We start from the raw sequence: 13047 nt of genomic DNA on the forward strand, positions 1-13047 counted from the left end.
TTTGCAATTACCCGGGTGAAAAGGATGTGAATTGCCAGCATTTTCATGTGCTGCACCGGCCCTTTCGCGGGCAAGCCCGCTCCCACAGGATCGCGTAAAGGCCGGGATAGAAAAAAGGCGACCCGAAGGCCGCCTCTTTGTGAACCGAAACTGTCGATCAGAATTCGTGATCGGCGGTGTCCGGGTTCAGGTTGGCAATACCCAGCTTGCCAGCAGCCTGCTCGATCGAGCCGGTCTGCTTGACCAGCGAGGCGATGGCATCACGCACGATCTGGTTGCCGGCAGCGTTGTCGGCGGCGATCAGCTGGTCGTAGTGCTCGCCCTTGAGCGCGTGGTCGACCATGACCTGGATCTTCGCCTGGGTGGCGTCGAGGTCGGCCTTGAGGGTGGTGTCGGCAGCCGGGTCGGCCTTGGCCACCAGCGACGACAGGCTCGGGCCGGTCAGCTTGGTGCCGTCGACACGGGTGTACTCACCCAGGTAGACGTTACGGATGCCCAGGGCGTCGTAGAAGTGCGAGTAGTGGGTGTTGTCGCTGAAGCAGTCCTGCTCGTCTTCCGGCGAGTTGGCTTCCAGCGAGACCTTCATGCGCTCGCCGGCCAGTTCGCCCAGCGACAGGCTACCCATGCCGAACAGCATCTTGCGCAGGCCATCGGCAGCAGGTTCCGCTTCCAGCGTGGCGCGGTAGTTGTCGGCGACGTTCGGTGCCCAGTTGCCGACCATCACTTCGAGGTCCTTGACCAGCAGCTCGGTGACCGCTTTCAGGTAGGCACGACGACGGTCGTTGTGGCCGCCGGTGGCGCCTTTGCCTTCCAGGTAGTCGGACGCCGGGCGGTTGCCTGCGCCTGGGCCGGTGCCGTTGAGGTCCTGGCCCCAGAGCAGGAATTCGATGGCATGGTAGCCGGTGGCGACGTTGGCTTCGGAACCTGCCAGTTCGTTCAGGCCGGCCAGCTTCTCAGGGGTGATGTCCTTGACGTCGACCTTCTCTTCGCCGACCTGGATCTCGGTGTTGGCGATGATATTGGCGCTGGCCGCCGGGTTGCCCAGGGCGTGCTCGTAGCTCTTGTCGACGTAGTCGATCAGGCCTTCGTCCAGCGGCCAGGAGTTCACTTGGCCTTCCCAGTCGTCGATGATGGTGTTGCCGAAGCGGAACGCCTCGCTCTGCAGGTACGGAACGCGCGCGGCGGCCCAGGCCTCTTTGGCGGCCTTCAGGGTTTCGTCGTTGGGCTTGGCGAGGAACGCGTCGACGGCGGTCTGCAGGGTCTTGGCGGTGCTCAGCGAATCGCTGTACACGGCGTAGACCATTTCGGCGTAATGCTTGACCACGGCTTTGCCGGCCGCTTCGTCGACAGCCCCGGGCGCCGCAGCGGTAGTGCTGGCAGCAGCAGGTGCCTGAGCTTGCGGAGCGGCGGCCTTGTCATCCTTGCCTTCGCCGCAACCGGCGAGAGCGATGGCGATGGCCAGCAGACTGGCGGAGGCCAGAGGCATACGAATCATTATTGGTTTTCCTGCGTCGTGTGGTTGGACCAAGGGGTTAGGCCGTGCGCCGTGGCACGCGAAACGGCAACATCATGCGAAAGATTTGCATTTGCTGTAAAGGGGGCGGGCGCGCAATTCATGTAAATGCGCGTCACGGCCTGTAATGCCAGCGGCAAGTGTTACAGCGCGGAGACTTGATTGCGCTGGGCTTGCTTGAGGAAATTGGTCAGCTCGCGGGCCGACAACGGCTTGCTGTAGTGGTAACCCTGCCCCTCATGGCAACCCTGGGCGATGATGTAGGTTTCCTGCTCGGCGGTTTCCACGCCTTCGGCGATCACCTGCATCCCCAGGCTCTTGCCCAGCTGGATGATGGCGCGAACGATGGTGGCGTCGTCATCGTCGTCGAGCAAGTCCTGGACGAAGCTCTTGTCGATCTTGATCTTGTCCAGCGGCAGCGACTTCAGGTAGCTGAGCGACGAGTAGCCGGTGCCGAAGTCGTCGATGGCGATCATCGCCCCGGAGCGGCGCAGGCTCAGCAGGTGCTGGGCGGCGGTGCTGATGTCTTCCATCAGGCCGGTCTCGGTCACCTCCAGCTCCAGGCTGCGCGGAGGCAGGCGGTAGGCCTGCAGCAGGTTGTTGACCACCCGTGGCAGCTCGTTGTGGTGCAGTTGCACGGTGGACAGGTTGACCGCCATGCGCAATTCGCTGAAGCCCAGGTCGTGCCATTCGCGCAACTGCCGGCAGGCCTGGTCGAGTACCCACTCGCCGATGCTGATGATGCTGCCATTCTGCTCGGCCAGCGGGATGAACTGGTCGGGCGGGACCATGCCCAGCTCCGGGTGCTGCCAGCGCAGCAAGGCCTCGACGCCGACCACGCGGTGGTCGCGGTAGCTGATTTGCGGTTGGTAGACCAGGTACAGCTGGTTGCGTGGCAGGGCTTCGCGCAGGTCCTTTTCCAGCTCGCGGCGGCGGCGCATTTCGCTATCGACGCTGGCGATGTAGAACTGGTAGCGGTTGCGCGAGCGGGCCTTGGCCAGGGTCATGGTCTGTTCGGCCTTCTGCAACAGCTTCTCGGTGCTGTCGCCGTCTTCGGGGAACAGGGTGATGCCGATGGTGGCGCGCAGGCGGATCTGCTGGTGGTCGAGGCCGAATGGCAGTTCCAGGTCGTCGAGGATGCTCTGGGCCAGCTCCGCCGCCTCGTAAGGCTGCTCGATATTGGCCTGGACCAGGGCGAACTGGTCGCCGCCCAGCCGCGCCAGGGCACCCAGGCGCCCGCTATGGGCGCGCAGGCGGTCGGCCAGGGCCAGCAGCAGCTGGTCGCCGGTCTGGTAGCTGAACTGCTCGTTGATGCCCTTGAAGTCGTCCAGGCCTACGCACAATACGGCCACGCGATGCTGCAGGCGGCCGGCGTCGGCGAGGATCTTGTCGAGCTGCTCCTGCAATTGCTGGCGGTTGGGCAGGCCGGTGAGGAAATCGTACTGGGCCATGCGTTGCAGGCTGTTCTCGGCTTCGTGGCGAAGGTGGGTGTTGCGCTCGATCGAGGCCAGCAGCTGGTTGGCGGTGTTGACCCAGATGCCCAGTTCGTTCTTCTCGTGGCCCTTGAGCAGCGGGATCTGGTGCTGGCTGGGGCGGTCGGGGTTGATCTGGGTAAGGTGCTCGATGATCTTCGACAGCGGCTTGGTCAGCAGCCAGTGATAGACCAGGTACAGCACCAGGCCCATGGCCAGGGCGCGCAGCACACCGGAAATGAAGATGATCACCGCGTTGACCAGGAAGTCTTCGCCATAGGACGAAGTATCGAGTGTGATGCTCAGGTCGCCGTAGTACTCGCTGTAAGGGCCACGGCCGACCAGCTGGGTGGTGTAGGTGCGTTCCTGGCCGAGGATCAGGTCGGTCAGCCAGCGCATCGACATGTCCTGCAGCGGGCGGGACTTTTCCGCCAGCATGGTTTCATTGGGGTGGCCGATCGAGGCCATGCGCACCGACTCGTCCTGGAACAGGCCTTCCATTACCTGCATGCCCATTTCCCGGTCGAGGCTGTACACCGCCTGGGTAGAGGGGTCGCGGAACATGTCGAGAATGCGTTGGGCGTCGTTGTTGACGGCCTGGCGGGTCTTGTAGGTGTCGTAGACGATCTGCGCGCAACTCAGGACAACGCCGACCGCCAGCGCCGAAAGGAGCACGACCCTGAGCAACTTGACCGATAAGCTGTTCCGCAATTCCAGCTTCAATGGGGTTTCCTTAATCCATGCGCATGGCATCATTTTGCCATTAACGTTGGCAATACACTATCGGCCGACCTTGGGTAGTGTATCGGTTGCCCGACCCTGCAACTTGAGTGCGCGGTATCAAACTTCCAGACGGTTGATGTTAGCGTGCTATACGCGCTGAGCAAGACCCTGCGGGAAAACTGTCAGGCATAAAAAAACCCGGCGCTGGGCCGGGTTTTTCGTTCAGGGCTGAATGAATCAGGCCTTGAAGGTCTTGCCTTCGAACTGCTCGGCAACGAATTTCCAGTTGACCAGGTTCCAGAACGCCTCGACGTACTTCGGACGCAGGTTGCGGTAGTCGATGTAGTAGGCGTGTTCCCAGACGTCGCAGGTCAGCAGCGGGGTGTCGCCGCTGGTCAGCGGGCAGCCGGCGCCGATGGTGCTGGCCAGGGCCAGGGAGCCGTCAGCTTTCTTCACCAGCCAGCCCCAGCCGGAACCGAAGGTGCCGATCGAGGTCTTGGAGAACTCTTCCTTGAACTTGTCGAAGGAACCGAAAGCGGCGTTGATGGCTTCAGCCAGGGCGCCGGTCGGCTGGCCACCGGCGTTAGGTGCCAGGCAGTTCCAGTAGAAGGTGTGGTTCCAGACTTGAGCGGCGTTGTTGAAGATGCCGCCCGAAGAGCTCTTGACGATCTCTTCCAGGGTCTTGCCTTCGAATTCGGTGCCTGGGACCAGGTTGTTCAGGTTCACGACATAGGTGTTGTGGTGCTTGTCGTGGTGATACTCCAGGGTTTCCTTGGAGATGTGCGGCTGCAGGGCATCGTGGGCGTACGGCAGCGGCGGCAATTCAAAAGCCATGGTGGATCTCCTGATTCAGGTCTGTTTGCGGTTTGCGCAAGGCCGATCACGGGCGGCCCGATGTACGTCGGCGAGTTTGTACTCTTTGCGACGCAAGGGCTGGATCATAGCACCGGGCCCGGCGCATAACCACGCAACAAAGATAGGGAATAGAGGTTCCAGAGCGGTTGACGGCCGCCGACCGGCGGCCTTCAATTGAAGATCAGCTGCGCGGCCACGGCGAACATCATCACCGCCACCATCAGGTCGAGCATCCGCCAGGTGGCCGGGCGAGCCAGCCACGGTGCCAGCCACGCGGCGCCGATCGCCAGGGTGGAGAACCACACCAACGAGGCACTTGCGGCGCCCGCCACATACGCGCCAGGCACGGTCTGCTGGGCCCCCAGCGAACCGATCAGCAGCACGGTGTCGAGGTACACGTGCGGGTTGAGCAGGGTAACCGCCAATGCGCTCAGCAGCACCGCCCGGCGCGAACGCATGCCCTGGCCTTCCTGATGCTGCAGGCTCTGTTTGGAAAAGGCACTGCGCAGGGCCTTGGCGCCGTACCAGATGAGGAACACCGCGCCGCCCCAGCGGGCGATGGCGAGCAGCGTCGGGTTATGCGCCAGCACCGTGGCCAGGCCGAACACGCCGGCTGCCACGAGGATCGCGTCACAGACGATACACAGCGCGGCTACTGGTAAGTGGTGCTCGCGGCGCAGGCTCTGGGCGAGGACGAAGGCGTTTTGTGCGCCGATGGCCATGATCAGGCCGAAGGCCACCAGCATGCCGTTGAGATAGCTTTGCCACATGGCGAATACTCCAAACAAGATGCTGGATATTGTGGCGAGTGTCGCTGTATAAGAAAAACAAATAGCGCTGATCAGTCATTAGGAAAATCGATGTTCGACTACAAGCTGCTGGCTGCCCTCGCGGCGGTGATCGAGCAAGGTGGTTTCGAACGTGCCGCACAGGTGCTGGGGCTGTCACAGTCGGCCATTTCGCAGCGCATCAAGCTGCTCGAAGCGCGAGTCGGCCAGCCGGTGCTGGTGCGTGCCACGCCGCCGAGCCCGACTGAGGTCGGCCGCCAGTTGCTCAACCATGTGCAGCAGGTGCGCCTGCTCGAGCGCGACCTGCAGCGTCAGGTGCCGGCACTGGACGAGGAGGGCATGCCCGAGCGCTTGCGTATCGCCCTCAATGCCGACAGCCTGGCGACCTGGTGGGCCGGCGCGGTGGGGGCATTCTGCGCCGAGCATCAGCTGCTCACCGACCTGGTGGTGGAAGACCAGGAGGTCGGCCTCAAGCGCATGCGTGCCGGTGAAGTGGCAGCCTGCCTGTGTGGCAGCGAGCGGCCGGTGGCTGGCGCACGCAGCCTGGCGCTGGGTGCAATGCGCTATCGGGCGCTGGCCAGCCCGGGGTTCATGGCACGCTATTTCCCGCAGGGTTTCGCAGCGCAACGGCTGGCCCGCACGCCGGCCATCGTCTACGGGCCGGACGATTTCCTGCAGCACCGTTACCTGGCTTCGCTGGGGATTCAGGATGGTTTCCTGCACCACCTGTGCCCGTCGTCCGAAGGCTTTCTGCGGATGACCGAGGCAGGCCTGGGTTGGGGCCTGGTGCCCGAGTTGCAGGCCCGTGAGCAGTTGGCGAACGGCCAGTTGGTAGAAATCTGCAGCGATACCCCCATCGATGTGCCGTTGTACTGGCATCATTGGCGCAACGGCGGGCACCTGCTCGCGCAACTGACCGAACACCTGCGGCATACGGCACAGCACTGGCTGGTGCCCTTGTAGCGGCGGCTGGCGTCTGTTGCATCTGAAATCAAGGCGGAGTCATACATGCAAATTCTGGTCACCGGCGCGAGCGGCTTCATTGGCGGGCGCTTTGCGCGCTTTGCCCTGGAGCAGGGCCTGGCTGTGCGGGTCAGCGGCCGGCGTGCCGAAGGCGTGGAGCACCTGGTCAAGCGAGGCGCGCAGTTCATCCCTGGCGACCTGGGTGACCCTGAACTGGCCCGTCGCCTGTGCCAGGGGGTCGAGGCCGTGGTGCATTGCGCGGGTGCCGTGGGCAACTGGGGGCGCTACCAGGACTTCCACCAGGGCAACGTGGTGGTCACGGAAAACGTCGTCGAAGGCTGCCTCAAGGAGCATGTACGGCGCCTGGTGCACCTGTCGTCGCCGTCGATCTACTTCAACGGTCGCTCGCGCTTGGGGATCCGTGAAGACCAGGTGCCGCGCCGCTTTCATGATCACTATGCGCAAACCAAACATATCGCTGAACAGAAAGTGTTCGGCGCCCAGGAGTTCGGCCTGGAAGTGCTGGCGCTGCGCCCACGCTTCGTCACCGGGGCCGGTGATGCGAGCATCTTCCCGCGCTTGATGCAGATGCAGCGCAAGGGCCGTGTGGCGATTATCGGCAACGGCCTGAACAAGGTCGACTTCACCAGTGTGCACAACCTCAACGATGCACTGCTCAGCGCCTTGTTCGCCGAGGACCGCGCCCTGGGCCAGGCCTACAACATCAGCAACGGCCAGCCACTGCCGCTGTGGGACGTGGTCAACTACGTGATGCGCCAGATGCAGCTGCCGCAGGTAACCCGCTATCGCTCCTATGGCCTGGCATACAGCATCGCGGCGCTGAACGAAGCCGCCTGCATGCTCTGGCCCGGGCGCCCGCAGCCGACCTTGTCGCGCTTGGGCATGCAGGTGATGAGCCGTGATTTCACCCTGGATATCAGCCGCGCCCGCCAATACCTGGATTACCAGCCCAAGGTCAGCCTGTGGACCGCGCTGGATGAATTCTGCGCCTGGTGGAAGCATCAACCGCTGGGGCAGTGAACCAGATCCGCAGATGATGGTCATCAGTGCGCCGCGCCAGCGGTTTATACTCATGTCTCTTTGCTACCACTGCGGTTGAAGCCACCTATGCGTAACGATGCCAACGACGATTTCGATGATGTGCCCACCTTGCGGGCGGGTACCCCCGATGACGACGAGCTGTTGCCCGCACACGTCTCGCGCAGCCGTCAGAAGGCCGCCAAGCCGGCCAGTACCGGGCCACTGTGGGCATTGCTCGGGGCGTCATTCATTGCCTTGGCGGGGCTGGGCTGGTGGAGCTTCCAGCAGATCTCGCTGATGGAGCAGCAGCTTGTGGCCACCCAGGAAAGCTTTGCGCGGATCAGCGAAGAAGCTGCCGGGCGTTTGCAGGCGATCAGCGGCAAGGTCGATCTCAGTGAGTCAACGAGCACCACCGGCAGCGAAGCACTGAAGCTGCAGATCCGTCAGTTGCAGGCCAGCCTGGCCGAGCAGGGTAAGCAGCAGCAAGGTGTGGCGGGGCAGGCGGGTGACCTGGGCAAGCGCCTGGAGCAGGTACTGGCCGATACCCGTGAGCAGCAGAAGGCGGTTACCGAGCTGCAGACCCAGCTGCAGGCACAGTTGAAGGCGGTGAACGGCGAGCTGGCGGCACTGAAGTCGGGGCAGGTGGACGGCGGCAAGCTCGATGGCCAGTTAAAGAACCTCAACGATGAGGTGGCTGCACTGAAGAAGCAGGGCAATCAGAAAGCCGCGATCGACAGCCTGGAGCAGGATGTGCTGGTGCTCAAGACCCAGATGGAAAACCGGTCAGCCTCGTCGAGCGGGGCGACGGTGCAGGAGTTCGATGCGTTCCGTGGGCAGACCACGCGTAACCTCAATACCCTGCAGAGCCAGATTCAGAACCTGCAGCAGCAGATCAATTCCCGACCTTGAGAAAGGGCCGCAGAGCGGCCCCGGCGATCTCGATTACAGGCGCGGATAGTCGATGTACCCGACCGGCCCCTTGGCATAGAAGGTCTCCGGATGCGCCTCGTTCAACGGGGCATCCGCCGCCAGCCGCGCCGGCAGGTCCGGGTTGGCGATAAACGGCACACCAAATGCCACTGCATCGGCCTTGCCCGCCGCCAAAGCAGCATTGGCGCTGGCCTTGTCGAAGCGTTCGTTGACGATGTAAGGGCCACCGAAGGCTTCCTTGATCAGCGGGCCGATGCTGTCGTCGGCTTCTTTCTCCCGCGAGCAGATAAAGGCAATGCCGCGTTTACCCAGCTCGCGCGCCACGTAGGTGAAGGTCTCGGCGCGGTCGGCATCGCCCATGTCGTGGGCATCGGCGCGTGGCGCCAGGTGCACGCCGACGCGGCCGGCTCCCCACACTTCGATGGCCGCATCGGTCACTTCCAGCAGCAGCCGTGCGCGGTTTTCCAGCGAGCCGCCGTAGCGGTCGGTACGCTGGTTGGTGCTGCTCTGCAGGAACTGGTCGAGCAGGTAGCCGTTGGCGCCGTGAATCTCCACGCCATCGAAGCCGGCGGCCTTGGCGTTCTCGGCACCACTGCGGTAGGCCTCGACGATGTCGGCGATCTCTTCGGTTTCCAGTGCACGTGGGGTCGGGTAGTCGCTCAGCGGGCGCACCAGGCTGACGTGGCCCTTGGCCTGGATCGCGCTGGGTGCCACCGGCAGTTCACCATTGAGGTAGCTGGGGTGGGAGATACGGCCAACGTGCCACAGCTGCAGGAAAATGCGCCCGCCAGCGCCGTGCACGGCTTGGGTGACGTTGTGCCAGCCACGCACCTGCTGGTCGTTCCAGATGCCGGGGGTGTCGGGGTAGCCGACGCCCATCGCGCTGACCGATGTCGCCTCGCTGAGAATCAGGCCGGCACTGGCGCGCTGCACGTAGTATTCGGCCATCAGCGCATTGGGCACGCGGCCTTCGTCGGCGCGGCAGCGAGTCAGCGGCGCCATGATGATGCGGTTGGGCAGTTGTACCTCGCCCAGTTGGATCGGATCGAAAAGCGTGGTCATAACGGTTACCTGCCTTGTCAAAGCGCTTGGCGCAGTTGTTCGAGGAACGCCTCGATGGCGGCTTCGTTGCGTTTGAAGAAGTGCCACTGGCCGACCTTCTGGCTGCTGATCAAGCCGGCCCGCTGCAAAGTGGCCAGGTGGGCAGAGACGGTCGACTGAGACAGCCCGCAGCGCTGGTCGATCTGCCCGGCACAGACACCGTTCTCGGTGCTGTGGTACTGGTCAGGGAACTGCGTTGCAGGGTCTTTCAGCCAGCTGAGGATTTCTCGCCTGACCGGGTGGGCCAGTGCTTTTATGATTTCGTCGAGATCGAGTGGCATGGGTTAAGGCTCGTGCTGTAGCGGTATATCGCGATAGGACGAAACGTACATCGGTATTTCGCGATATACAAATATGAAGAGGTTCTGAGCTGAGCACGAATCGCTATATCGCGTTATAACGATATACGCGACGGGGGTGCTAGACTGCGTCCATGAACTACCTCGCACACCTGCACCTGGGCGGCCCGGCGCCGCAACAACTGCTCGGTAGCCTGTATGGCGACTTCGTCAAAGGCTCGCTGGAGGGGCGCTTCCCGCCTGCGCTGGAGGCGGCGATCCGGCTGCATCGGCATATCGACAGCTACACCGACCAGCATCCCTTGGTGCTGGCGGCGCTGGCGCGTTTTCCGCGGGAGCGGCGGCGTTTTGCCGGGATCGTCCTGGACGTGTTTTTCGACCATTGCCTGGCGCGGCACTGGGGGGATTATGCCGAGCAGCCGCTGGCGCAGTTCACCGGGGATTTTTACCGGGTGCTGCTGGCCGAGCCCGAGCTACCGGGGCGCCTGGCGCGGATTGCGCCGTTCATGGCGGCGGATGACTGGTTGGGGGCGTATGGCGATTTCGCCACGCTGGAGCAGGTGTTCAACGGCATTGCCCGGCGCTTGTCGCGGCCGGAGGGGATGGCTGGGGTAATGAATGAGCTAGAGCGGTTGTATGAGCCGTTGCTGGCGGATTTTCGCGAGTTCTATCCACAGCTGCAGGCGTTCGCGGCGGCCGGAAGGTTGTCTGACAGTTGAGTGTTGTGCTGCCTGTGCTGGCCTCTTCGCGGGCAAGCACAGGCACTGTATGGTCAGGCAGCGCGTGCCTGACGGCGAGGCGCCGCTACTACTTCCTCGACGCCGAACAACGCCAGGTGAATCGCCTGTTGCGCCTGGAACGCCAGCGCCGCACGTTCCTTCTCGACGCTGCCAATCGGCTTCAACAGGTGAATGCACACCTCACCCCGTGGCTCGGCAAACAAGCGCATCAGGTGCGAAACCAGGTCATCGTCGCCAATGAACGGCGCAATCGGGTCCGCCTCGCCGTTGCGCAGGTACTGAATGGCCACCGGCTGCACTGCCACGCCTTGGTCGATGGCGCCGGCCAGCAGGCGACCGTGGAAGGTGCGCAGCTGGCGACCGTCGGTGGTGGTGCCTTCGGGGAAGATCAGCAGCGGCCTGGCCTGCCCCAGTTGGTCGCTGATCTGTTCGCGCAGGCGCTGGCCGTCACCCCCACCGCGGCGAATGAACAGCGTGCCGGCCTTCTCTGCCAGCCAGCCGGCCACCGGCCAGTGGCGGACTTCGGCCTTGGACAGGAACGACAACGGCAGCAGCATGCCGAGCAGGGGAATGTCGGTCCAGGACACGTGGTTGCTGACCCACAGCATCGGCCGTTGTGGCAGTTCACCGATCACCCGCACCTCGAAGGGCAGGGCGCCGACCAGTCGCTTCATGAACCAGCACGACCAGCGCTGGCGAAGTTCGATGGAGGCCTGGATGCCCAGGCGTTCGCCCACGGCGATGACGGCGGCCATGAGCATGCCGAGCGACAGCACCAGCAGCAGCCGAGCGAGGCGGGCGAGCACCCGCAGGCCAGGCATCAGACCGCTGCCTTGAAGTGGCGGGCATAGCGCGGGCAAAGGTCGTCACGCTTGAGCAGGATGAACACATCGGCCACCTGGAAATCCTCGTCCCAGCATGGCTCGCCGCAGATCTTCGCACCCAGGCGCATGTAGGCCTTGAGCAGCGGTGGCATTTCGGCGATGACGTTGTTCGGCAGGGCCAGGCTGGGCAACGGGTTCTTCGGTTCGGCACGCAGGTGCTCGGTGCACAGGTAGCGCTCGCGCAGGCGTTGCATGACGGCGTGGGCCTGCACGCCGCCGTCCTGCATGGGGATGCTGGCGCAGCCCATCAGGTAGCTGTAGCGGCCCTCGTTGAGCACTTCGGCCAGTTCGCCCCAGAGCACGGCGATGGTGCCGCCGTTGCGGTAGTCGGCGGCGACGCAGGTACGGCCCAGTTCGAGGATCGGGCCCTGCAGTTGCAGCAGGCCGTGCAGGCTGAATTCTTCTTCGCTGTAGAAGCGCCCCAGGCTGCTGGCGGCCTGGTGGTCGAGCAGGCGGGTGGTGGCTACCAGCTCGCCGGTGCTCAGGTCGCGCACGCCGATGTGGCGGCAATGTACGTCGTAGTCATCCATGTCCAGGCCCAGTTCGGCGCCTTTGAGCTTGGCCTTGAATTCCGCGCTGAACACCTTGTAGCGCAGGGCCTGGGCTTCCTGCAGGGCCGCGGCGCCGACCAGGCGTTCGGCTTGCAGACGGCGTTCAGTGCTGTTGTCGCCAGAGTGAGCGATCCGAGTCATTACGAGTCTCCATAAGCCAGCCATGAAGGGTTGCGGCCGGTCGGCTTTGTTGTGCAAAGTCAGCCTAGGTAGGCGCGGTGTCACCCCTGTGACTCTTTGGTGATGCTTGCATGACACCCCAGAACAGCCCCCTTGAAGGAGCGTCCGATGGCCTGGTTGCAACGACTCAACGACCCTCTCCGCCAGCCCCTGGCCGGCACCTTGGGCGAGACCTATGCCGCGCAGCTCGAGCGCCTTGGCGCGGTTGCCCCGTTCGAACTGGCGGTACTGGGCGGGCGCGCCATGGCCACGCCGGGCCTGGCCTTTCTCATCGGTTACCAGGCCGCCTTGCGCGTGCTCTGGCCCAGTGCACCCGCCAGCCTTGGGGCGCTGTGCGCCACCGAGCGGCGCAGCGTGCGTCCGGCGGACATGCATACCCGGCTGGTCGGTTTGCGCCTGAACGGCAACAAGGATTTCGTCACCGCCGGCCTGGATGCCGAGTGGCTGCTGGTGGCCGCCCGCAGCGAAGCGCTGGGTGAAGCGCCACGGCTGAGCCTGGCGGTGGTTTACCCGGGGGAGGCCGGGGTGACGCTGGAGGCTCTGCCGACCCTGCCGCTGATGCCCGAGGTAGGGCACGGTCGATTGCATCTGCAGGATGCGGCCTGTGAGCTGCTGGCTGGCGATGGTTGGGATGCTTACGTCAAACCGTTCCGCTCGCTGGAGGACTTGTACGTGCTCACGGCACTGACGGCCTGGCTGTATGGGGTGGGGCAGGAGTGCGACTGGCCGCAGGAGCTGCGCTTGCGCTTGCTGGGATTGCTGGCGGGATGTGCCGAGGGTAGTCGGCAATGCGCTGACAGCGTTGGCTGCCATCTGTTGCTGGGGGGATTGTTCTCGCAGTTTCAGGAGCTGCGCGGGGCGATCGACAAGGCGCTGCTGGCGGGGCCGGAGCAATGGGCGCAACTGTGGCAGCGGGATCAGGGCGTACTGGCATTGGCCACTGCGGCGCGGGAAAAGCGCCTGGCCAAGGCCTGGTTGGCAGCAGGGTTGTCATGAAGGCCTGCAAG

Annotated in this window: 13 protein-coding genes; 5 read left to right on the forward strand and 8 right to left on the reverse strand. The window is 63.9% G+C overall.

Annotation, left to right across the window (positions count from 1 at the left end; translation table 11 throughout):
• Positions 1–157: 157 nt before the first annotated feature.
• The 4 genes from C2H86_RS16790 to C2H86_RS16805 form a co-directional block, all read right to left on the reverse strand.
• Positions 158–1495: an imelysin family protein gene (locus C2H86_RS16790; RefSeq protein ID WP_159409000.1), complete on the reverse strand. Its 1338-nt coding sequence runs from the start codon at positions 1493–1495 to the stop codon at positions 158–160.
• Positions 1496–1656: 161 nt separating this feature from the next.
• Positions 1657–3708 carry a putative bifunctional diguanylate cyclase/phosphodiesterase gene (locus C2H86_RS16795; protein WP_159409001.1) on the reverse strand — a complete coding sequence of 684 codons (2052 nt, stop codon included), beginning with the start codon at positions 3706–3708 and terminating at the stop codon, positions 1657–1659.
• Positions 3709–3945: 237 nt separating this feature from the next.
• Complete coding sequence (locus tag C2H86_RS16800; protein ID WP_159409002.1) at positions 3946–4542, reverse strand: superoxide dismutase; 597 nt, start codon at positions 4540–4542, stop codon at positions 3946–3948.
• 191 nt (positions 4543–4733) lie between these two features.
• Positions 4734–5333, reverse strand: a complete 600-nt coding sequence (locus C2H86_RS16805) for a LysE/ArgO family amino acid transporter (RefSeq protein ID WP_159409003.1) — start codon at positions 5331–5333, stop codon at positions 4734–4736.
• A 90-nt stretch (positions 5334–5423) separates the two neighbouring features.
• Between C2H86_RS16805 and C2H86_RS16810 the strand changes: the two genes are divergently transcribed.
• The 3 genes from C2H86_RS16810 (at position 5424) to C2H86_RS16820 (ending at position 8264) form a co-directional block, all read left to right on the forward strand.
• The gene (locus C2H86_RS16810) at positions 5424–6314 is read left to right on the forward strand and encodes a LysR family transcriptional regulator ArgP (RefSeq protein ID WP_159409004.1); all 891 of its coding nucleotides are present in this window, start codon (positions 5424–5426) and stop codon (positions 6312–6314) included.
• Positions 6315–6359: 45 nt separating this feature from the next.
• On the forward strand, positions 6360–7355 hold the full coding sequence (locus tag C2H86_RS16815; protein ID WP_159409005.1) for an NAD-dependent epimerase/dehydratase family protein: 996 nt from the start codon (positions 6360–6362) through the stop codon (positions 7353–7355).
• Between the two features lie 87 nt (positions 7356–7442).
• Positions 7443–8264: an ATPase gene (locus C2H86_RS16820; RefSeq protein WP_159409006.1), complete on the forward strand. Its 822-nt coding sequence runs from the start codon at positions 7443–7445 to the stop codon at positions 8262–8264.
• Between the two features lie 33 nt (positions 8265–8297).
• On the opposite strand, the gene C2H86_RS16825 is transcribed toward C2H86_RS16820, so the two are convergent.
• A complete protein-coding gene (locus tag C2H86_RS16825; protein WP_159409007.1) occupies positions 8298–9347 on the reverse strand; it encodes an alkene reductase in 1050 nt (349 codons plus the stop codon).
• Positions 9348–9364: 17 nt separating this feature from the next.
• On the reverse strand, positions 9365–9667 hold the full coding sequence (locus C2H86_RS16830; protein WP_159409008.1) for an ArsR/SmtB family transcription factor: 303 nt from the start codon (positions 9665–9667) through the stop codon (positions 9365–9367).
• A gap of 152 nt (positions 9668–9819) precedes the next feature.
• Between C2H86_RS16830 and C2H86_RS16835 the strand changes: the two genes are divergently transcribed.
• The gene (locus C2H86_RS16835) at positions 9820–10404 is read left to right on the forward strand and encodes an ACP phosphodiesterase (RefSeq protein ID WP_159409009.1); all 585 of its coding nucleotides are present in this window, start codon (positions 9820–9822) and stop codon (positions 10402–10404) included.
• A 53-nt stretch (positions 10405–10457) separates the two neighbouring features.
• On the opposite strand, the gene C2H86_RS16840 is transcribed toward C2H86_RS16835, so the two are convergent.
• Entirely contained in the window at positions 10458–11246 is a 789-nt protein-coding gene (locus C2H86_RS16840; protein ID WP_159409010.1) for a lysophospholipid acyltransferase family protein, read from the reverse strand.
• On the reverse strand, positions 11246–12001 hold the full coding sequence (gene olsB / locus C2H86_RS16845; RefSeq protein WP_159409011.1) for an L-ornithine N(alpha)-acyltransferase: 756 nt from the start codon (positions 11999–12001) through the stop codon (positions 11246–11248). Before olsB ends, C2H86_RS16840 begins: the two co-directional genes overlap by 1 nt.
• Positions 12002–12148: 147 nt before the next feature.
• On the opposite strand from olsB, the gene C2H86_RS16850 reads away from it, so the two are divergent.
• Positions 12149–13036 carry an acyl-CoA dehydrogenase gene (locus C2H86_RS16850; protein ID WP_159409012.1) on the forward strand — a complete coding sequence of 296 codons (888 nt, stop codon included), beginning with the start codon at positions 12149–12151 and terminating at the stop codon, positions 13034–13036.
• The last annotated feature ends 11 nt before the right edge of the window (positions 13037–13047 follow it).

The sequence above is a fragment of the Pseudomonas putida genome, from assembly GCF_009883635.2.
GTDB lineage: Bacteria > Pseudomonadota > Gammaproteobacteria > Pseudomonadales > Pseudomonadaceae > Aquipseudomonas > Aquipseudomonas putida_W.

Bases quoted from the DNA above. Each gene is read 5' to 3' on its own strand.
- C2H86_RS16835 (WP_159409009.1), top strand. From the start codon at position 9,820: ATGAACTACCTCGCACACCTGCACCTGGGCGGCCCGGCGCCGCAACAA.
- C2H86_RS16850 (WP_159409012.1), top strand. From the start codon at position 12,149: ATGGCCTGGTTGCAACGACTCAACGACCCTCTCCGCCAGCCCCTGGCC.
- C2H86_RS16825 (WP_159409007.1), bottom strand. From the start codon at position 9,347: ATGACCACGCTTTTCGATCCGATCCAACTGGGCGAGGTACAACTGCCC.
- olsB (WP_159409011.1), bottom strand. From the start codon at position 12,001: ATGACTCGGATCGCTCACTCTGGCGACAACAGCACTGAACGCCGTCTG.
- C2H86_RS16790 (WP_159409000.1), bottom strand. From the start codon at position 1,495: ATGATTCGTATGCCTCTGGCCTCCGCCAGTCTGCTGGCCATCGCCATC.
- C2H86_RS16830 (WP_159409008.1), bottom strand. From the start codon at position 9,667: ATGCCACTCGATCTCGACGAAATCATAAAAGCACTGGCCCACCCGGTC.
- C2H86_RS16815 (WP_159409005.1), top strand. From the start codon at position 6,360: ATGCAAATTCTGGTCACCGGCGCGAGCGGCTTCATTGGCGGGCGCTTT.
- C2H86_RS16820 (WP_159409006.1), top strand. From the start codon at position 7,443: ATGCGTAACGATGCCAACGACGATTTCGATGATGTGCCCACCTTGCGG.
- C2H86_RS16805 (WP_159409003.1), bottom strand. From the start codon at position 5,333: ATGTGGCAAAGCTATCTCAACGGCATGCTGGTGGCCTTCGGCCTGATC.
- C2H86_RS16840 (WP_159409010.1), bottom strand. From the start codon at position 11,246: ATGCCTGGCCTGCGGGTGCTCGCCCGCCTCGCTCGGCTGCTGCTGGTG.
- C2H86_RS16810 (WP_159409004.1), top strand. From the start codon at position 5,424: ATGTTCGACTACAAGCTGCTGGCTGCCCTCGCGGCGGTGATCGAGCAA.
- C2H86_RS16800 (WP_159409002.1), bottom strand. From the start codon at position 4,542: ATGGCTTTTGAATTGCCGCCGCTGCCGTACGCCCACGATGCCCTGCAG.